Source organism: Rhizobium rhododendri (genome assembly GCF_007000325.2).
GTDB lineage: Bacteria > Pseudomonadota > Alphaproteobacteria > Rhizobiales > Rhizobiaceae > Rhizobium > Rhizobium rhododendri.
In genome coordinates, this window is the sequence record NZ_CP117268.1 from 480,476 (window position 1) to 499,222 (window position 18,747).

The 18,747-nt window shown below is 58.7% G+C and carries 15 protein-coding genes and 1 pseudogene; 7 read left to right on the top strand and 9 right to left on the bottom strand.

What is annotated here, in order from left to right:
• Positions 1-36: 36 nt before the first annotated feature.
• From PR018_RS19985 to PR018_RS20005, 5 genes are all read left to right on the top strand, one after another.
• Positions 37-1,551: a sugar ABC transporter ATP-binding protein gene (locus PR018_RS19985; RefSeq protein ID WP_142831597.1), complete on the top strand. Its 1,515-nt coding sequence runs from the start codon at positions 37-39 to the stop codon at positions 1,549-1,551.
• Positions 1,544-2,545 (top strand): ABC transporter permease, encoded by a 1,002-nt coding sequence (locus PR018_RS19990; protein WP_142831596.1) that lies wholly within the window; start codon positions 1,544-1,546, stop codon positions 2,543-2,545. Before PR018_RS19985 ends, PR018_RS19990 begins: the two co-directional genes overlap by 8 nt.
• Positions 2,542-3,537: an ABC transporter permease gene (locus PR018_RS19995; RefSeq protein ID WP_142831595.1), complete on the top strand. Its 996-nt coding sequence runs from the start codon at positions 2,542-2,544 to the stop codon at positions 3,535-3,537. The genes PR018_RS19990 and PR018_RS19995 overlap by 4 nt, the downstream gene beginning before the upstream one ends.
• A 4-nt stretch (positions 3,538-3,541) precedes the next feature.
• Positions 3,542-4,396, top strand: coding sequence for a sugar phosphate isomerase/epimerase family protein (locus PR018_RS20000; RefSeq protein ID WP_142831594.1), 855 nt, complete (start codon positions 3,542-3,544; stop codon positions 4,394-4,396).
• Positions 4,397-4,591: 195 nt separating this feature from the next.
• Positions 4,592-5,461 (top strand): D-psicose 3-epimerase, encoded by an 870-nt coding sequence (locus PR018_RS20005; RefSeq protein WP_142831593.1) that lies wholly within the window; start codon positions 4,592-4,594, stop codon positions 5,459-5,461.
• 504 nt (positions 5,462-5,965) lie between these two features.
• On the opposite strand, the gene PR018_RS20010 is transcribed toward PR018_RS20005, so the two are convergent.
• The 5 genes from PR018_RS20010 to PR018_RS20030 all read right to left on the bottom strand — a co-directional run bounded on the left by PR018_RS20010 (position 5,966) and on the right by PR018_RS20030 (position 12,182).
• Positions 5,966-7,063, bottom strand: coding sequence for an ABC transporter ATP-binding protein (locus PR018_RS20010; RefSeq protein ID WP_142831592.1), 1,098 nt, complete (start codon positions 7,061-7,063; stop codon positions 5,966-5,968).
• Positions 7,064-7,073: 10 nt separating this feature from the next.
• Positions 7,074-9,020: a glycoside hydrolase family 127 protein gene (locus tag PR018_RS20015; RefSeq protein WP_142831591.1), complete on the bottom strand. Its 1,947-nt coding sequence runs from the start codon at positions 9,018-9,020 to the stop codon at positions 7,074-7,076.
• A 30-nt stretch (positions 9,021-9,050) separates the two neighbouring features.
• Complete coding sequence (locus tag PR018_RS20020; RefSeq protein ID WP_142831590.1) at positions 9,051-9,920, bottom strand: carbohydrate ABC transporter permease; 870 nt, start codon at positions 9,918-9,920, stop codon at positions 9,051-9,053.
• On the bottom strand, positions 9,917-10,828 hold the full coding sequence (locus PR018_RS20025; protein ID WP_142831634.1) for a carbohydrate ABC transporter permease: 912 nt from the start codon (positions 10,826-10,828) through the stop codon (positions 9,917-9,919). Before PR018_RS20025 ends, PR018_RS20020 begins: the two co-directional genes overlap by 4 nt.
• A 106-nt stretch (positions 10,829-10,934) precedes the next feature.
• Entirely contained in the window at positions 10,935-12,182 is a 1,248-nt protein-coding gene (locus tag PR018_RS20030; protein WP_142831589.1) for an ABC transporter substrate-binding protein, read from the bottom strand.
• Positions 12,183-12,354: 172 nt separating this feature from the next.
• Here PR018_RS20030 and PR018_RS20035 point away from each other — a divergent pair, with 172 nt between their 5' ends.
• On the top strand, positions 12,355-13,356 hold the full coding sequence (locus PR018_RS20035; protein WP_224128873.1) for a LacI family DNA-binding transcriptional regulator: 1,002 nt from the start codon (positions 12,355-12,357) through the stop codon (positions 13,354-13,356).
• Between the two features lie 91 nt (positions 13,357-13,447).
• Here PR018_RS20035 and PR018_RS20040 read toward each other — a convergent pair.
• The 4 genes and pseudogenes from PR018_RS20040 to PR018_RS20055 all read right to left on the bottom strand — a co-directional run.
• A pseudogene (locus PR018_RS20040) lies at positions 13,448-14,206 on the bottom strand (dihydrodipicolinate synthase family protein); the annotation flags it as partial.
• 22 nt (positions 14,207-14,228) lie between these two features.
• The gene (locus tag PR018_RS20045; protein WP_142831586.1) at positions 14,229-15,374 is read right to left on the bottom strand and encodes a M24 family metallopeptidase; all 1,146 of its coding nucleotides are present in this window, start codon (positions 15,372-15,374) and stop codon (positions 14,229-14,231) included.
• 146 nt (positions 15,375-15,520) lie between these two features.
• Positions 15,521-16,213 carry a GntR family transcriptional regulator gene (locus PR018_RS20050; RefSeq protein ID WP_142831585.1) on the bottom strand — a complete coding sequence of 231 codons (693 nt, stop codon included), beginning with the start codon at positions 16,211-16,213 and terminating at the stop codon, positions 15,521-15,523.
• A gap of 117 nt (positions 16,214-16,330) precedes the next feature.
• On the bottom strand, positions 16,331-17,359 hold the full coding sequence (locus PR018_RS20055; RefSeq protein ID WP_142831584.1) for a LacI family DNA-binding transcriptional regulator: 1,029 nt from the start codon (positions 17,357-17,359) through the stop codon (positions 16,331-16,333).
• Positions 17,360-17,662: 303 nt separating this feature from the next.
• Between PR018_RS20055 and PR018_RS20060 the strand changes: the two genes are divergently transcribed.
• Positions 17,663-18,640, top strand: coding sequence for a sugar ABC transporter substrate-binding protein (locus PR018_RS20060; RefSeq protein ID WP_142831633.1), 978 nt, complete (start codon positions 17,663-17,665; stop codon positions 18,638-18,640).
• Positions 18,641-18,747 lie beyond the last annotated feature (107 nt).

Genomic DNA, 18,747 nt, shown 5'->3' on the forward strand with positions numbered 1-18,747 from the left:
CGTTGACCATCCACCAAAACGGGCGAGCACATCTGAATGCATGAGATCGATAGTGCGACTGCGGGCAGCCGACCGCTGCTGTCGCTGCGCGACATCAATATTACGTTTGGCGGCGTCCATGCGTTGAAGAATGTCTCCTTTGATGTGCTGCCGGGCGAAGTCCATTGCCTTGCCGGCGAGAATGGCTCTGGCAAAAGCACCCTGATCAAAATCATCACTGGAGTATATTGTCCGGCGCCTGGGGCAATCATTGAATTCGATGGTCAGGCCTACCCGGATATGTCGCCGGTCACGGCACAGACAAAGGGCATCCAGGTCATTTGGCAAGATCTTGCACTTTTTCCGGAGATGACCGTCGCGGAAAACATTGCCTTCCAGACCGTTCTCGGTCGCTGGCCTCGATTCGTCAATTATCGCCACATGCGGCGGCTGGCATTGAGCGCTCTCAAGCGGCTTGGAGTCGATTTGAATATCGATCTGCCGCTCAAGGAATTTCCCATAGCGCAGAGACAGATCGTCGCGATTGCCCGCGCCCTAGTCGGCGAGGCGAAGATCGTCTTCATGGACGAACCAACCGCGTCGCTGACGCAATCGGAGACCGATCATCTTCTGAATATTGTGCGCACTCTGTCCGCCGACGGCGTTTCCGTCGTCTTTGTCAGTCACCGCCTAGCCGAGGTGCTGGAGATTTCGGGCCGCCTGACCGTCCTTCGCGACGGAGCCCTGGTCGGCGCCTACTCGACGGAGGGCATGACCCAGTCTCGCATCACCGAACTGATGACGGGCAAGAATTTCGACAATCACCTTCGGGCCACCTTGAAAGAAGACCAGCCGACCGTTCTTGAGGTCAAGTCGCTTAGTCGTCGCGGTCAGTTCGAGAATATCTCGCTCACCGTTCGACGTGGCGAAACGCTTGGCATCACCGGGCTTTTGGGCGCCGGGCGGACGGAATTGGCGCTCGCATTGTTCGGCATGAACCGGCCAGACTCCGGCACTGTGACGCTCGAAGGCTCGGTTGTCCGGTTTTCGTCCAATCGGGACGCCATCGATGCTGGAATTGCCTATCTGTCGGAGGACCGTCTGTCTCTTGGTCTCATTCAACCGCAGTCGATCGCCGACAATCTGGTGATCTCGTCACTCTACAAAATCCGATCCGGCGGGTTTCTTTCGGACAAAAAGAAGCACGATCTCGTTGCCGGATGGATCCGCGAACTCGGTGTCAAGATAGGGCTTCAGGAAGACGCGATCTCGACGCTCTCAGGCGGTAACCAGCAGCGCATTGCGATTGCCAAGTGGCTGGCGACCGAGCCGAAGCTGCTCATTCTCGATTCGCCGACGGTTGGTGTCGATGTCGGTGCTCGGGCCGGAATTTTCGAGATCGTCGCCAAATTGGCGAAGACCGGACTGGCGATCATTCTGATTTCGGACGAGGTGCCGGAGGTTTATTTCAACGCAGACCGGGTGCTGCACATGGCGAAAGGCGAGATCGTCGGCTCGTTCGATCCGCGGCATTGCTCACTCCAGGAAATCGAGGCGGCTGTTTATGCGTAGTTTTATTCGTACTCACGCGACCGAAAGTGCGCTCATCGGCGTCATTGCCGTCATCTGCATTTATCTGTCGTTCGCCACCGATAATTTTTTCTCGCTCGGCAATACGTTCGATCTGCTCAACACAAGCTCGGTCAACATCATCTTCGCGGTCGGCCTGTTGGTCGTCCTGATCGCCGGTGGCATCGACATATCCTTCGCGGTTAGTGCGTCCGTCGTGCAATACGTCACCGTCATCGCGCTCGGCTGGATTGGCGGCGGCGGCTGGGTGTCTGGGCTCATTATCGCCGGTTCGGTCGGAATTCTCTTGGGCGCGCTCAATGCCTTTCTGATCCATGGCTTCCGCATCATTTCCATCGTTGCGACGATCTCAACCTTCAATATCTATTTTGGCCTGCTGATGTTTTTTACCGGCGGCGTGTCAATCTACAATTTGCCGGATTGGCTGACCAGCCGGGTGGTGCTTTTCGAACACGAGATGCCCAATGGTACCTGGATCGAGATCACGCTTCCGGTTCTCGTCATGGTGCTGTGCGTCATCGCAACCTGGCTGCTGATCACCCGCACGACGATCGGACGCCAGCTCTACGCATTTGGCGACAACCCGGAGGGCGCGCGACGGTTCGGCATCAATGTCGGAGCGATGCAGTTCATCGCCTTCGGCTGGCTGGGGCTTATGTCCGGCATCGGCGGCCTTGTCCAGGCGCACTACGCCCAAGAAGTGGTTCCGAACGCTCTGTATGGCCGCGAGCTCGATGTGCTGGCGGCGGTTGTGCTTGGCGGCGCGCGCCTTGGTGGCGGAAAAGGATCGGTGCTTGGCTGCGTGCTGGGGATCCTGATGATCGCCATCATACAAAACGGACTGAACCTGATGGGCGTGTCGCCCTTCGCCTTCAAGATGATCATTGGCGCCATCATTCTGGTAGCCATCACCGTGTCGAACACGCGCATCGATCGGCTCATGCCGTTCCTTCGCAAGGAGGGTAAAACGCAATGACCGCTATCGTTGAAACTTTCTATAGGCGCTTCGGCAAGGAGATGGTTGGACCCTTCCTCGCGTTGATGGCCGTGCTCTTGTTCTTCAGCATCGCGTCGCCGCAGTTTTTAAGCCAGGCGACCTTCGGTTCCGTTGCGTTCCAACTGCCGGAATTGGGGTTGCTAACATTGGCGATGCTTTTGCCGGTGTTGACCGGTGGGCTCAATCTGGCGGTCACGTTCACCGCTAACTTCGCCGGGCTGACCGTCGCCTGGATCCTGCAGGCAAATGGCGGCGTGGATGCCAACCCCTTCATATTCGCGGTCGGCTGCCTATGTGCGGTGGTAGCCGGCGCTTCCACCGGCTTGATCATGGGCGTCGTCGTGGCATACACGCGGGCGCACCCGATCCTGGTGTCTCTTTCCATGATGATCTTCGTTCGGGGTCTCGGCGAATTCCTCACGCGCGGTGGCGATGTTTCTGGCTTTCCTGATTTTATTCAGCCGCTGGGTCACGGCAGCTGGCTTGGGATTCCCATCCCGCTGATCGTCTTGCTCGGCTGCGTGCTGGTGTGGCACGTGCTGCTGACGCGCACGAAGCTTGGCTTCAACACCTACATGATTGGCTCCAATATCGAGGCCGCCCGCTATTCCGGCGTCAGCACTCGCAGGGTGGTTATCCTGGTCTACACCTTGTCCGGAGCGATGTGTGCCATCGCCGGTATCGTCATGATGGCGCGTTTCAACTCCGTCCGGGTCGGACATGGTGAATCTTACCTGTTGATTACGGTGCTTGCATGCTTTCTCGGCGGCATCAACCCATTCGGCGGTTTCGGCCGGGTCATTCCAGTCTTCGTCGCTCTCGTCGTTTTACAACTTCTGTCTTCTGGCCTGAACCTGATGGGCGCAAATCAGCATCTGGCAACCGCCGTCTGGGGCCTGCTGCTTGTCGGCGTCATGATCCTTCGATGGGCCGCATCGCAGTACAAAGTTTTCAGCAGCAGAAGAGGTTAGGCATATGCAAGGGTTCGGCATTCATGCAAGCATATGGACGATGAAGTGGGACCGCCCCGGTGCGGAGAAAGCGATAGCCGGCGCGGCCGAGTACGGGCTGGATTTCATCGAAATACCACTACTGGACGCGACGTCGGTTGATGCAAGACACACGCGCCAACTTCTCGATAGACATTCCCTGCGCGCTGCTTGCTCCCTGGTGTTGCCGCAGGCGGCATGGGCTTCGGTTCGACCGGATGCGGCGATCGAACATCTCAAGATTGCAATTGACACGGCGGCAGCGCTGGGGGGCGAAGCGCTGACTGGTGTAACATACGGTGGTACCAACGAGCGGACCGGGCTGCCCCCGACGCAGGCCGAATATGACAATCTGGTGCGCGCCCTGCACGCCGCCGGCACCCATGCGAAGCTTCATGGCATCCAGCTTGGTGTCGAGGCGGTGAACCGCTATGAAAGCCACTTGATAAACTCCGCCGAGCAGGCCGTCACCTTGGTCGAACGGATCAGTCTGGACAACGTCTTCATCCATCTCGACACCTTCCACATGAATATCGAGGAGAAGGGCGCCGGAAACGGCATCCTGAACGCCGGCAATCATCTGAAATACATGCATATGTCGGAGAGCGACAGAGGCACGCCCGGCTACGGAAACGTTCCCTGGGATCCTATTTTCGCTTCTCTCGCCGCGGTCGATTTCAAGGGAGTCCTGACGCTGGAAAGTTTTGTCGGCATGCCAGCGGACATGGCGGGTGACATATCGACATGGCGCCCGGTCGCGCGCGACGTTGAACAGGTGATGGGCGACGGTTTGTCTTTTCTGCGCGGTAAGGCCGCGCAATACGGATTGTTCTCCCGTTGAAGTCAAGCCGGCATTTGCCGCCGGCGATCGCAGCTTGCACTCCGGCAAAGACGGACGGTCCGGCTGTCATGCGACGCTTCTAGGCAGGAAGGTAATTCCATTCGCAAGGAGGAGACGACGAATATTAACCCGATCAAATTTTCTCGACGGCTGGTCGTTCTGAACATCTGCATCTGAAAACTCAAGGAGGCTCCAATGAAGCATGGAATTTACTATTCTTACTGGGAACATGAGTGGAGCGCCAGTTTTGCTCCATACATCGAGAAGGTTGCGAAGCTTGGCTTCGATGTCATCGAAGTGGCTGCGCACCACATCAACGACTATAGCGACGCAGATCTTGCCCTGATCAAACAGAGCGCGGCAGACAACAGTATCATTCTAACCGCCGGCATTGGGCCTTCCAAGGCCAAGAACCTGTCGTCCCCTGATATTGCCGTGCGGCAAGCTGGTAAGGTATTTTTCCAGCAAACGCTCAAGAACGTCGCAAAGCTTGATATCAAGACAATCGGCGGTGCGCTCCATTCCTATTGGCCGGTGGACTATTCAACGCCTGTCGACAAGGAAGGCGACCGTGCACGCGGGGTCGAGGGCATTCACGGTATCGCGGACTTTGCCAACGACCTGGGCATAAACCTCTGCATCGAGGTGCTGAATCGCTTCGAGAACCACGTTCTCAACACCGCGGCAGAAGGCGTGGCCTTCATCAACGATGTCGGCAAGCCCAATGTCAAAGTGATGCTTGATACATTCCATATGAACATTGAGGAGGACAGCTTTGGCGATGCCATCCGCACCGCGGGCCCGCTACTCGGGCATTTCCACACCGGCGAAAGCAATCGCCGTGTCCCGGGCAAAGGCCGACTACCTTGGCATGAGATCAGTCTCGCACTGCGCGACATCAATTACACTGGTGCCGTCGTGATGGAGCCTTTTGTCAAAACGGGTGGAACGATAGGCTCCAACATCAGGGTGTGGCGCGATCTGAGCGATGGTGCAGACGAAGCCAAAATGGATGAAGATGCGCGAAATGCACTCGCATTTTCTCGTTTCGTTCTCGGCTCTTAACGAATCTGGTCGCATATTCAGTTGATCATGTAGAATGCCATTCAGGCCTATGCTTCGTCTCCGGGCCCGAATGGCGCTTCAAACCCGCAAGAAAACACACGCCTGCTGATCAGATAAGTATCAGATTTAAGTTAAAATCATAGCGGCGCGAGTGAGGAGGGCGAGTTACGCTAGACGCGTTCGATGCGCGGGTGGTTTTTGACAGACGTCGCTGTTAATTGACTCGCAACTGCCTTGAGACGAACATGATATCTACGCGGCTGAGTACGCGCTAATCTAGGCTTACCGCTTGGCCGTGTTGAAAAGCTTAGCCTTCAACTTGCGATGAAGGTCCTTTGATCTCCGCGCCCTGACCGTCTTTGATGTAGCGGCACCGCCCAGGTAGGTTTCATAAATGGGCGTAGCTTACTCCGTTCATGTTGCTTGCCTTTTTATTTTCTGCGGGTCGGCAGTTCGTATCTGTTCAAGCGCAAGTAGTAGACACGGGCGACAGTGCGGCCTCGTTTAGGTACGCAAGGATCGTCCGCTTTCCCGGTCGAACAAATGCATCTGGTTCATATTCACCGAGATCGGCATCGTCGTCTGGGGCCGCGCACCGCTGTCAGGGCTGATGCTGGCGCAGAGCGTGATATTTGCTACATCGAAATAGATCATCGTCGACGGTCCCAGCGGCTCCACCAGGTCAACCATCACGTCGATACTCGCAAAGCCCTCGCGCTCCTGTCGAGGGGATATCGACTCGGGACGGATACCGAAGGTAACGGCTTTCCCGACATGCGGCGCATAGCCGGCCAGACGTTGTGCCGGTATCGCCAGCAGCGTACCATCCGCCAGCCGCACGGCCGGGACGCCGTCGCGGTCGATGAGTTCTGCTTCAAGAAAGTTCATCGATGGCGAGCCGATGAACCCGGCGACGAACAGGCTCGCCGGGCTGTGGTACAACTCCTGCGGCGGTCCAACTTGCTCGACAAGTCCTGCATTCATCACCACGACACGGTCTGCCATCGTCATCGCTTCGACCTGGTCATGGGTGACGTAGACGGTGGTCGTCGGCAGGATCTGATGAAGCCTTTTGATTTCGGTGCGCATCTGGACGCGGAGCTTCGCATCCAGGTTCGACAGCGGCTCGTCGAACAGAAACACCTTCGGATTGCGCACGATCGCCCGGCCCATGGCGACGCGCTGACGCTGACCGCCGGACAGTTGGCCGGGCCGCCGATCCAGGAGTTCGGTGATATGCAGCGTTTCCGATGCGCGTCTGATCCTGGCCTCGATTTCGGGTTTTGCGAGTTTCTGCTGCTGCAGACAGAAGGCGATGTTCTCCCGGACCGACATGTGCGGATAGAGCGCGTAGTTCTGAAACACCATGGCGATATCGCGCTTGCCCGGACCGAGATTGGTGACGACACGGTCGCCGATGACGATATCGCCGGCGGTGATGTGCTCCAGCCCGGCGATCATCCGGAGCGTGGTCGATTTTCCGCAGCCGGAAGGGCCGACGAAGACGACGAACTCGTTGTCCTCGATATCGAGATCGATGCCGCGCACGGCTTCATAAATACCGTAGGATTTGACGACGCTTTTGAGTTGAAGCCTTGCCATCGCTCTTCTCCTAATTTTCCTGCAGCCAAACGAGCATCGCACCCGGCTCGCGGTTCGCCCAGAGATGATACGGAATTGCCTTGAATGGTTTCGGAACCAAAGCTGGCGGAGACGTACGGTAGAGGCTGTCGCTCCAGTCGCTGGCGTCCGCTTCCAGCGCTTCGCCTTCCAGCACCATGGCGCCGCCGAGAAGCTCCGCATCGAAACGCGTACCGATCACCGCATCGGCAGGCAGACGAAGCCGCTGCGGTTCACCGCCGATGTCGGTTTCCTCGACGCAATAGACAACGGGACCGCGCCGCAGCGCCACGCGACCGCTGTCTTCGCTTGCCGCCGGATGGGCATAGAGCCGCTGCACCGGCATGTCGAACGAAAGGCGAATTTCGTCGCCGTCCCGCCATTCCCGGGCGATATACGCATAACCTTTGGTGACACACGCTCGAAGATCGACTGGCTCGCCGTTGACGGCGATGGTCGCGTCAAGGCACCAGCCCGGAATCCGCAGCTTCACGGTCAGCGGCGTGGCGTTTTCGAGCCCAAGACGAAGGCCGATGTCGCCATCCCAGGGATAGCGGGTTTCCTGCGTGAGACGGACGAAAGCATTCCCGACCGACAATTCCGCGGTATTGGCGCCATAGAGATGAACCGCGAGTTCGCCGGCCCTGGCAGAGTAAAAATATTGGCCCAGCGACGTGATGAAACGGGCAATGTTCGTCGGGCAGCATGGGCAATAGTGCCATTTCCAACGACGGTTCTGGCCGTGGCTTTCGAGCACGTTCTCGTAGAAATAATGTTGCCCATCGCGGGAAATGCCGGAGAGAGCGCCGTTGAACAGCACGGTTTCGAGACTGTCCGTGAACCGTCTGTCGAGGTCGATCTGTGCCATCCGATGGCCCCAGAACCCCAAGGCCACTGCGGCGCATGTCTCTGCATAAGCCGTCTCATTGGGAAGATCGTACTCGCGGGTAAAACCTTCGTTCGATGCCGATGGCCCGAGCCCGCCGGTGACGTAGAGTTGGCGGCTGGTCAGGTTGTCGAAGAGCCGATCGCAAATGGCAAACAACGCGGGATCGTTGTTCTCATGCGCCAGGTCCGCCATGGCCGAGAACAGATACATGGCGCGAACGGCATGGCCGACCACCTGCGTCTGCTCGCGCACGGGGATGTGCGCCTGGCTGTAGGCGTAGGTCTGATAGACGTAGTCGTCGGGGTTTTCACCGCGCTTGCGCGCCTCCTCGTCATAATAGGACGGCATGGCGCCGCGCTCGTCGACAAAGTAGACGGCAAGGTCGAGATGACGGGGGTCGCGGGTGACGCGGTAGAGCTTGACCAGCGCAAGCTCGATCTCCTCATGCGCGTCATAGCCGCGCAGTTTACCGGGCTCGGGGCCGAAAGTGTCGATGATATGATCGACGGCGCGGATCATCACGTCGAGAAAGCGCCGCTTTCCGGTCGCCTCGAAATAGGCTACGGCCCCCTCCAACAGGTGGCCCATGGAATACATCTCGTGCAGGTCGCGCAGGTTCGTCCAGCGCTTCTCAGGTTCGCGGCGAATGAACCAGCTGTTGAGATAGCCGTCGGCCATCTGGCCCTGTTCGAGTTTTTCGACGATCGCTTCGATCTTCGCCTCGATCTCGACATCGGGATGAGCCTTGAGCGTGTAGCTGGCGGCTTCGATCCACTTGCCGAAGTCGGAATCGAAAAAATGCTGCATCGACAGGCCGCTGGGCTGGATCGGGCGCGCAAGGGGACCCGGCGGCTTTCCGAAGTCGAGAACCTCGAGAAATCCTTCCTCCTCGAGCCGATCGTGCTGGGACGGAATGGTGACGCTGCGAACGGTCTCCGTCCAGCTCTGCCAGAAGCCGCCGCTGAATTCGACGCGGCTGTGGTCGGCGGGAACGAAGCGGGCTGGACGGCCGTCTGGCGCGGACGCGGTTGTCTTGTCGGAAACTGACATGGAAACTCCTGGCGGGGGAAGCCGCGAACTTTACTTGACGGCGCCGGCGGTCAGGCCGCGCACGTAATAGCGTTGAAGAAGGAAGAACAGCAGAAGGCAGGGGATCATCGTCACGGTGATGCCGGCCTGCAGGGCGCCCCAGTCGATGATGCCGTACATCCCGGAGGAGACATTGACGAGCATGATGGGAAGCGTGAACTTGTTTTGCTCCGAGAGGAAAATCAGCGCCGCCAGAAATTCGTTCCAGGAATTGAGGAAGGCGAACATCGCGACGGTCGCGACGCCCGGAAGCGCGATTGGCAGCATGATCCGCCGCAGGATGGTGGTCTGCGACGCGCCATCGATGCGGCCGGCCTCGATCAGCGCCTGTGGTACGGCATCGAAAGCGTTGCGCATCATGAAGATCGAGAACGGCAGCTGGAAGGTCACATAGATAAGCACCAGGCCGACCAAACTGTTCTGCAGGTGGATGACCTTCAGGATGAGGAACAGCGGCGTCAGGATCGACTGAAACGGGATCATCATCGTCGCCATCACCATGATGAAGATCAGCGACTGGCCGGGAAAGCGGAATTTCGAAAAGCCGTAGCCGGCCGGCACCGATATCAGCACAGTCAGCACCACCGTGCCGATGGCGATGGCGACGGAGTTGAGAGCGTAGACATACCAGCCGGCGCCGACGTGTTCGAGACGGCGATAGTTCTCCAGCGAAAAAGCCTTGGAAAAAAGCGCGACCGGATGGGCCAGCGCCTCTGCCGCTGGCTTGAAGGAGTTGGCGAAGGACCAGACGATCGGCATGATGAAGAAGATCGAAAACACGATCGAGACAGCCAGAAAGGCGAGCTTCGCGGTCCCGTCGGCGCGCCGCCTCGGCGCAACGGTCGAAGGCACCGGGGTCATCGCTCGCCCTCCGGACCTTGGCGCAGGAACACGAACTGGATGGAACTGATCGCCACCAGCACGACCAGCAGCGAGAAGGAGATCGCCGAGCCGTATCCGAGACGGTAGGAGGAGAAGGATGCCAGATAGATCGAGTAGACCGCCGAGATCGTGCTGTTCTGAGGCCCGCCCTGGGTGATGATGAAGAACTGATCGAAGGCGAGCATCGACGAGGTGATGTTGAGGATCAACGCCAGCATGATCGAATTGCGCATCAGCGGCAGGGTGATCCGCCGAAAGCGGCTGAAAGGACTGGCGCCGTCGATCTTTGCTGCCTCGATGATATCGTCGGGAATGCCTTGCAACCCCGTCAGCAGGATCACCATGGTGAAGCCCGCCGTTTTCCACACGACCATCAGGATGATGACGGCAAGCGCTGTCCAGAAACTTTCCAGTGGTCTTGGCGCGCTGTTGACCAGGCCGACGGCCTGCAGGAGTTCAGCGAAAACGCCATTGTCTGGATTGAGGAGCCACATCCACAGCGTCGATGCCGCGCCGAAGCCGATGACCACGGGAAGGAAGTAGATGGTGCGAAAGAAGCCGGCGATCCGCATCGGGCGATCGACCAGCAGCGCCAGCGGAAAGGCGACCAAGAAAAGGGCTGTCGTCACCAGAAAGGTGTACAGCATGGTGAAGCCGAGCGAATGCCAGAGCTGGGTATCGCCGGCGAGCTCGATGTAATTGGCAAGGCCGATGAACTTCGTCCTACCGAGTAGCGGCCAGTTATAAAAACTCATCCAGACCGTCATGATCAACGGCAGAATGAACAGCAGCAGAATGAAGAGCGTGCTTGGTAGGATGAACAGCAGTCCCAGCCAACCCGTCGGCTCGGGCTTGTTGGCGCGTCCGTGATCTGCAGATGCCCGCATGCCTGGGTTTGAAGACAACTGAGTTTCCGCTTCGTTGAGAGCATTCAATGGGGATGGTGTGCTACCGCAGGACGGAGGGTGCCGCCCTGCGCCTGTGATTGGAACATCAGTTCGGGTTGGTGCGCTTCAGGATTTTCGTGAAATCGTCCTGCGTCTTGGCGATCGAACCATTGACGTCATCGCCGAAGATCGCGCCCTGGATCAGGTTGACGAACGGCCCCGTGCGGCTGACGAAGAGTTCGTCGGACGAGAAGGTGTAGGGCGTCCGGGCCTTGGCAAGCACATCATAGGCAGTGAGGTTGCGCGGGTCGAACTTGGCATAGGCTTCCTTGGCAAGGTCGGTGCGCGACGGCATGCCGGATTCCTGGGTGATGAACACCTGCTGGTCCGGCTGCATGTAGAAATTCACGAAGTCGAGGGCGACCTTCTTCTTCGCAGGAGCGATGCCCTTCATCAGCGCCAAGGTATCGCCGCCGGCAAAGCTGGACGCGCCGTTCTTCGGGCCGGGAATCGGCGCCACCGCGAACTTTACGTCAGGATATTTGCTGGTCAGCAGATTGACGATATAGGAGCCGGTCATCAGGATCCCGACCTTGCCGGAGGCGAAGGCTTCGACGGCGTTGTTGCCATTGCCCGAGCGCGAGGTCGGGTGGATGGCACCGGCCTTCCACATGTCGCGGTAGGCGGCGATGGTCTCGCGCATGGCCGGTGTGTCGACCGTGGCGGTCTTGCCGTCGACGCTCAGGATATCGGTGCCCGCCGCCCAGATATGCGGCAGGAAGTCATAGATCAGCCAGCTGCCGGAATTGGCGACAAAATAGAAGCCGTAGGTGCTGTTGCCGAGCGCCGTGATCTTCTTGGCATCCGCAGCGATCTCGTCGAGCGATGCCGGCGGCTTGGACGGATCGAGGCCGGCCTTGGTGAACAGGTCGGTGTTGTAGGCGATGATCGAGGCGTCGGGCAGGGCCGGGACGCCGTAGACCTTATCGTTATAGGTGGCCAGGCGAATATGCGAAGGGCTCATGGCGCTTGCGTAAGGGGCGGACTTGACGAAGTCGCTGATGTCTTCGAGGCTATCGGCCGCCGCGAATGTCGGCAGGTAGATCAAATCGAGGACAGCGCCATCGGGGGCAGCGCCGCCGGCGATGGCGGCGCCGAGTTTCGGCACCATCTGCTCGGCGGTGATTTGCGTGACGTTGACCTTGTCGGCATGGGACGCGTTGTAGTGGTCGGCAAGCGCCTGAAGCACGGCGCCGGACGAGGTCCTAACCCAGAGGGTGATGTCTTCGGCGCTTGCAAGCGACGTGCTCGCCAAAAGCGAAAGTGCTATGAGCGCCAATTTGATTTTGTGCATAAGCGTTCCCTTTTTTCGTTGCCGTCAAGCACCTTTGTTTGACGTTGCCATGACGCTATTCGAGAAAAATCGGTATGTCGACATTGTGTGTGCAAAAATATGCAAAAACCTTTTTGCAAAGTATATGTCCTTTGCTAAAACCTTTTGGCAACGAAAATCCGGGACCCCTATTTTGACAAGCCTCGCCCATCGCCGCCGCACCATCCGAGACGTCGCCAAGCGCGCCGGCGTTAGCATCTCGACCGTTTCGAATGCGCTGAACGACACCGGCCGCGTGAACGAGGAAACGCGCCTACGGGTAAAGCAGATAGCCGCCGAGATCGGCTTTCGCCCAAGTTCGCTGGCGAGGGGATTGCTCAGCAAGCGAACCTCGACGATCGGCATGTTGACGAACGACACCTATGGCCGCTTGACGTTGCCGATGACGGCAGGTGTGTCGGAGGCGCTTGTCAGCCAGGGCGTTTCGGTTTTTCTCTGCGCCACCAACAACGACCCCGCTCTTGCGAAACTTCATCTCGAAGCGCTGCTGGACAAGCATGTCGACGGCATCATTTTCACGGCGACCCGGCTGGATGTCGTTCCGCCAGTCGAGCTTCTCAATCTTTCGATCCCGGTCGTCTATGCTTTTGCGAAGGGTCCGGCCGGAAGTCTGTCATTCCTGCCCGACGACGTGCAAGGCGCGCGACTTGCCGTCGACCATCTGGTGGGGTTGTCGAGACGGACCATCATCCACATCACCGGTCCCGAGGATTATCTGGCGGCCCGGCTACGCGCCAGATCCTACCGGGATAGCTATGGCGCGGGGGCGGAAGTGCTGTTCGGCGACTGGACGGAGGAGTGGGGGCACGCGGCGATCGACATGATCTTCGAGCGAGACGCGACGCCCGATGCGATCTTTTGTGGCAACGACCAGATCGCCCGCGGGGTGATCGATGCCTTGCGCGACCGCGGGGTGCGTGTTCCCCAGGACGTCGCGGTCGTTGGCTTCGACAATTGGGAGGTCATTGCCGAGCAGACGCGGCCGGCCCTGACGACGATCGACATGGAGTTGAAGGAGCTCGGGCGGCGGGCGGGCCTTGCCATTCTGGGCCTCACCAAGGGCGAGGCGATTGCGCCCGGTGAGCGGGGCATTGCCTGCCGGCTCGTCGTTCGTCAAAGCAGCGGCCGAAACTGAAGGCTAGGCCGTCCCGCTCTTGTGGTATGGGATCAAAGCGACTCTGGCCGCTTCGATCCGGTGTCCTGCGCGTCGGCTTGGCTCTACTGCCTCACGCTGCCTTGGATTTTTCCAGCGACGCGAACTGCTTCGACCAATCCGCATACCAGGCCTGGAACAGGGCAAACTGTTTTTCGACGTAATCGCGCTGGCTGTCCGACAGGCTGTCGGTCTCGTTGAAATGCAGCGTAAATTCGGGATTGCCGGTGAGAACGAGCATGTGCTTGTAATAGAGCACCAGATCCGGGCCTTCATCGAAGCAAGAGAGCACGCCGAGGGCGCTTTCGAGTTCCAGCGCATGGGCGCGGGCAACCGCATCGCCCCCTGCCGCCGCCTGGGCGAGCGCGACCAGATGCAGGATTTCCTTGGGCAGAACATTGCCGATGCCGGTGATGGCGCCGGACGCGCCGCAGTTTACGAACCCGTGGAACACAGCCGTATCGGCACCGACCATGAGCGTCACTTGATCGTCGCGGCTGGTGATGTTTTCCGAAGCGTAGCGCAGGTCTGAGGGGCCGCCGAATTCCTTGAAGCCGATCAGGTTCTTGTGGTCGTTGCGAAGATCGAAGACCAACTCGGCGCGGGTCGCAAAGCCATAATAGGGGCTGTTGTAGATCACCGCCAGAAGGTTGGGTGCCGCCGACAGGATGGTCTTGAAATGGTCGCGCTGGGCAGACGCCGAGGTGCCGCGCGACAGGACCCTTGGAATGACCATCAGACCATGCCCGCCGACCTTTTGGGCGTGGGCCGCATGCTCGGCGGCGATCTTGGTGTTGACGGCGCCGGTGCCGACAATCACCCGCAGGCCGGCCGGCGATCATGGACGATTGCTGTCAATTGGCGAATGGCTCGGCCGGTCCTTTTGCGGGGGTCGTGAACCAGCGCGGCCCGGTTTCCGTCATGTAGATGTGGTCCTCCAGCCGGAGACCGAAGCGCTCCGGAAAGACGATCATTGGCTCGTTAGAAAAGCACATTCCAGGTGCGAGAACGGTCGCATTGCCACGGACCAGATAGGGCTCTTCATGAATGTCCAGCCCAAGCCCATGGCCGGCGCGATGCGGAAGGCCAGGCAGCCGGTAGTCGGGGCCAAGACCATATCTCGACAGTACGGCGCGCGCGGCGTCGTCGAGCGTGCTGCACGCCGCGCCGATTTTCGCGGCATCAAAGACCGCCTGTTGCGCTTCCCGCTCGATTGTCCAGGCCCGGGCAAAGTCTTCGTCCGGGTCTTCCAAGACGTAGGTTCTCGTCAGGTCCGAATGATAGCCGTCGATGCGGCAACCCGTATCGACGAGGACGACGTCGCCGGCATGGTAGACTTGGTCTCCATCGACGCCGTGGGGCAGGGAGGTGGCCTCGGCAAAGGACACGATGCAGAAGCTGGATCCGTCGGGGACACCGAGCGCCCGGTGCTGCTCATCGATATATTGCACAACCTGCGAGGCGCGGATGCCCGGCTTGATGAAGGCATTCGCGCGTCGCTGCACCTCGAGCGTCAGGTTCATGGCGAACTGGATGAGGTCGATCTCGGCGCTGGATTTGCACAGGCGCAGGTCGCGGATCATCCTCCCGCCATCGACGAGGCGTTCCGCACCAAGATTCTGTGCAAGCGCGTGATAGACGAAGAGCGGCAAGGCGTCGTCGAGCGCCAGGCGGCTGTTCGGAGGAAGCAACGCGCTGATGAGGGCGGCACTGCTTTCCTCCTCCTGCCATACGACGACCTCGCCCGGCAACCTCGCCAACGTCTCCACCCGGCCAAGCTCAAAGCCTGGGACGATGTAGTAGAGAGCGCTGGGCGTCACCAGCGCTCCCAGCAAACGCTCGCTCTGATGCCACACCAGGCCGGTAAAATAACGCAGACTTTCTGTCGGGCCGAGCAGGATGCCGCCGCAATCGGCAGCCGCCAGCACCTGTTGCAATAGCCCAACCCGCTGCAAGCGCTCCGGGTCATCGATCCTTGCGACGGGGAAATTCCATTCCATGTGTGGGCTCCTGCAGCGTTCGGCAATCAATGATTTGAAGACGTGGTGGTAATGGCGGTTTGGAATGGACCGTTACGAAAAGCGTCCAGTCCGAAACGGGTTTTCGGCAGCGCTCGACACGCGGATCACCCGTGCGGCGGGTGACGCTAGACGATCGTGATGCGACGGGCGTTGCCGGCATCGCGGGCAACATATTCCTGGATCTGCGCAACAATCTGGTCCGCGTGGCCGGTTGCCAGCGCATCGGCTTTCTCGACGTCCTGGGCCTCGATCGTGGCGATCGTCTCCTCGTGCTCATCGACATATTGCCGTGGCAATCGGTCGTCGAACGTCGAATAGTAGAGCCTCAGGATACGGCGTCCCTCATCCAGCAGCCGGGAGAAGAAGGTCGTATAATAGTGGTTGCCGGCCAGTTCCGCGATTGCGACGTGAAAGTCGCGATTCGCCTCGATCATCGCGTAGGCATCCCTGGACGCCACAGCCTGAGCGAAATCCGCTTGGCACGCGCGGATGTGGGCCATGGCGGTAGAATTGCGCTTGTGGGCGGCACCGCGTGTCGTCACGCGATACATCAATGTCAGTGCTTCGAAATAGGTGGGAAGCGTCGCGAAATCGATGGCCGCGACAATGGTGCTGCGGTTCGGCAAGGTGGTGATCAGTCCATCGGCAGACAGCCGCAAAAGGGCTTCCCGGATCGGCGTCCTCGACATTCCAAAGCGCTCAGACAACTTGACCTCGTCGAGAGGACAGCCGGGCGCCAATGTCATGGCAAGAATCTCCTGCCTGATGGTCGCGTAGACTGTCTGGGTGCCAGAACCGCGTGTGCGGACCAATTCCATATAGCGTTCCCGTTATGTCAATGCAGCCGGAGAATGCGATCAGTGGCAATCTGCGTGCAATCTGTCGACAGGTATTTAATATGGAAATGTTTAAACGTCCAGCACATGCTTTTTGATTTATGTATTTCTTAGCATCGGGACCTGGCTAGGCGATGATGCGGTCTCACCTTCAAGGAGCGCACACTTCAGAAGAAGGGGTTTATCGGCTTCGGAAAACTCGCGGCGGCCCAAGATCATTTCCACCGCCGCGGCAGCGACCGCCGCTATCGGCTGTCGGATAGTGCTCAATCGTGGCGTCGTCATGTAAGAAAGAGGAATGCCGTCGAACCCGACAATGCTAAGGGCAGCGGGTATGGGAATGCCGAGGTCGTAGGCAGCCCGCATGCAGCCGATTGCCTGCTGATCTGAGCTCGCCAGGATCGCCGTCGGCCTCTCGTTGCGTGCCTGTGCCAGCAAATAACTCCCGGCCCGCAAGCCACCTTCATAATCGAATGTGGCCTCCACGACCATGGTACTGCACGATTGGCCGCTGCTGCCGTTGAAAACCTCAACGGCCTCCAGATAGCCACTGAGACGATCATTTGCAGGGACAGAGTCGGACGGCCCGGATACGATACCGATACTGCGATGGCCCAAATTCAAAAGATATTCCGCGCCAAGCCTCGCGCCCTGACGATGGTTGGCAGCAACGCCCGGATAATCCTTAATTAGCCGGTCGAGCACGACGAGCGGCAAACCAAGAGGAGGTTTCGTTGCGTGAAAGCCGTCACTGGGAACAAGGATGATCCCATCGACCTTGCGTCCGACCAGTTGCTCCAGCCGGTCTGCTTCCTTTGCAACGTCATCGAGCGAGGTCATGAAGATGACATTGTAGCCGAACGATGCTGCGGCCTGCTCCGCACCCTGCACAACTTCGGCAAAAAAAGGGTTGGACAAATTCGGGATCACGATTCCGATCAGCCTGCTCACTCTGCTTCGCATGCTGCGAGCATGGGGGTCCGGTCGATAGCCAAGCTCCGCAATGACCTTATCAACGCTGTCGCGCACGTCCTGCGCCACGGAAGCGTGGCCATTCAGCACCCTGGAAACAGTCCCAGTCGCGACCCCGGCGCGCTTGGCAACGTCTCGTATCCCGACCTTCTTCATTTTCAGGCTCTGCCTATGTGCTTCGGAGACCGAACGTCCGATTTACCCTGTCTCATATCGATGGAGATCCGCGCGCTCAATAGCCGTCATTTGACCTGAGTTTGAGAGCGAACTTTGCTTCGCGCAATATAGAACCGGTTCATGTCACGCTGTCAATTTCCTGGCCAGATACATCTCCAAGTTGCATAACTGCGCGAGGATACGGCATTGACAGCGTATATATGACTTGGTATCCGTCGACGATTGGAAACGGTTCATACGGGCGAGGAGGCCCTGGTTTCCAAGACATTGGGGAGGTTTAAAATGTCGAATCTACGAATTCGTAGTGCTTTTCATATCAAAACCCGTCGCAACGTGCTGAAACTCAGTGCGGCTGGCTCGCTTTTTGTGGCCGTCGCATTGTCGATGAGCACTGCTCCGGCCTTCGCCGCTGACAAGCCGAAAGTTGGCCTCATCATGAAGTCGCTTTCCAACGAATTTTTCAAGCAGATGAAGGCTGGCGCCGACGATTACGCCGCCAAGAATAAGGACAAGTTCGACTTCAAGGCCGTCGGCATGAAAGACGAGCGTGATTTCGCATCGCAGGTCGATGCCGTCGAAAACTTTGTGACGCAGAAGTACGACATCATCGTCGTTGCTCCGGCAGACTCTAAGGCCATGGTAACACCGCTGGCCAAGGCGGTAAAAGCGGGCGTAAAGGTCATCAATATTGATGTTGCGCTCGATGAGGGTGCGAAGAAGGCCGCCGGTATCGATCTCGCTTTTTTCGGTCCTGACAACAGGGATGGCGCCAAGCTGGCCGGCGATGCTCTTGCTAAGGATCTCGGTAAGGGTGGCAAGGTCGTCGTCCTGGAAGGCAACCCGGAAGCCGATAATGCCAAGGAGCGGGCGAAAGGCTTTGCCGACGCGATCAAGGCCGGTGGTCTGCAGCTTCTCGACAGCAAAACCGCGCATTGGGAGACCGAAGAAGCTAACACTGTCATGACGAATTTTCTGACCAAATATCATGACATTCAGGGCGTCATGGCTGCCAACGACTCGATGGTGCTTGGTGTTGTGAAAGCGCTTGATGCGGCTGGCGTGAGCGGCAAGATCAAAGTTGTCGGCTTCGACAATATTCCAGCCGTTCAACCTTTGATCAAAGATGGCAAGGTGCTGGCAACCGTTGAGCAATATGGTGCCCAGATGGCTGCCATGGGCATCGATTACGGTCTTCGTGAAATGAAGGGCGAGAAGTTCACCGGCTGGGTCAAGACTGACATCAAGCTCATAACGAAGTAGCTTGTCACTTTGTAGTCCAAACAAAACCGGATGCGCTGGCTCATGGCTGGCGCATCATCTCCCCGGCAGGCATTTGCAAAAATTCCCGCTTATGACTAGCCGCGTCG

Excerpts from the sequence above, each read along its gene's own strand:
- PR018_RS20055 (WP_142831584.1), bottom strand. The coding sequence starts at position 17,359 with ATGAAGAAGGTCGGGATACGAGACGTTGCCAAGCGCGCCGGGGTCGCG.
- PR018_RS20000 (WP_142831594.1), top strand. The coding sequence starts at position 3,542 with ATGCAAGGGTTCGGCATTCATGCAAGCATATGGACGATGAAGTGGGAC.
- PR018_RS20020 (WP_142831590.1), bottom strand. The coding sequence starts at position 9,920 with ATGACCCCGGTGCCTTCGACCGTTGCGCCGAGGCGGCGCGCCGACGGG.
- PR018_RS20045 (WP_142831586.1), bottom strand. The coding sequence starts at position 15,374 with ATGGAATGGAATTTCCCCGTCGCAAGGATCGATGACCCGGAGCGCTTG.
- PR018_RS20050 (WP_142831585.1), bottom strand. The coding sequence starts at position 16,213 with ATGGAATTGGTCCGCACACGCGGTTCTGGCACCCAGACAGTCTACGCG.
- PR018_RS20010 (WP_142831592.1), bottom strand. The coding sequence starts at position 7,063 with ATGGCAAGGCTTCAACTCAAAAGCGTCGTCAAATCCTACGGTATTTAT.
- PR018_RS20060 (WP_142831633.1), top strand. The coding sequence starts at position 17,663 with ATGTCGAATCTACGAATTCGTAGTGCTTTTCATATCAAAACCCGTCGC.
- PR018_RS20025 (WP_142831634.1), bottom strand. The coding sequence starts at position 10,828 with ATGCGGGCATCTGCAGATCACGGACGCGCCAACAAGCCCGAGCCGACG.
- PR018_RS19995 (WP_142831595.1), top strand. The coding sequence starts at position 2,542 with ATGACCGCTATCGTTGAAACTTTCTATAGGCGCTTCGGCAAGGAGATG.
- PR018_RS19990 (WP_142831596.1), top strand. The coding sequence starts at position 1,544 with ATGCGTAGTTTTATTCGTACTCACGCGACCGAAAGTGCGCTCATCGGC.
- PR018_RS19985 (WP_142831597.1), top strand. The coding sequence starts at position 37 with ATGCATGAGATCGATAGTGCGACTGCGGGCAGCCGACCGCTGCTGTCG.
- PR018_RS20005 (WP_142831593.1), top strand. The coding sequence starts at position 4,592 with ATGAAGCATGGAATTTACTATTCTTACTGGGAACATGAGTGGAGCGCC.
- PR018_RS20030 (WP_142831589.1), bottom strand. The coding sequence starts at position 12,182 with ATGCACAAAATCAAATTGGCGCTCATAGCACTTTCGCTTTTGGCGAGC.
- PR018_RS20015 (WP_142831591.1), bottom strand. The coding sequence starts at position 9,020 with ATGTCAGTTTCCGACAAGACAACCGCGTCCGCGCCAGACGGCCGTCCA.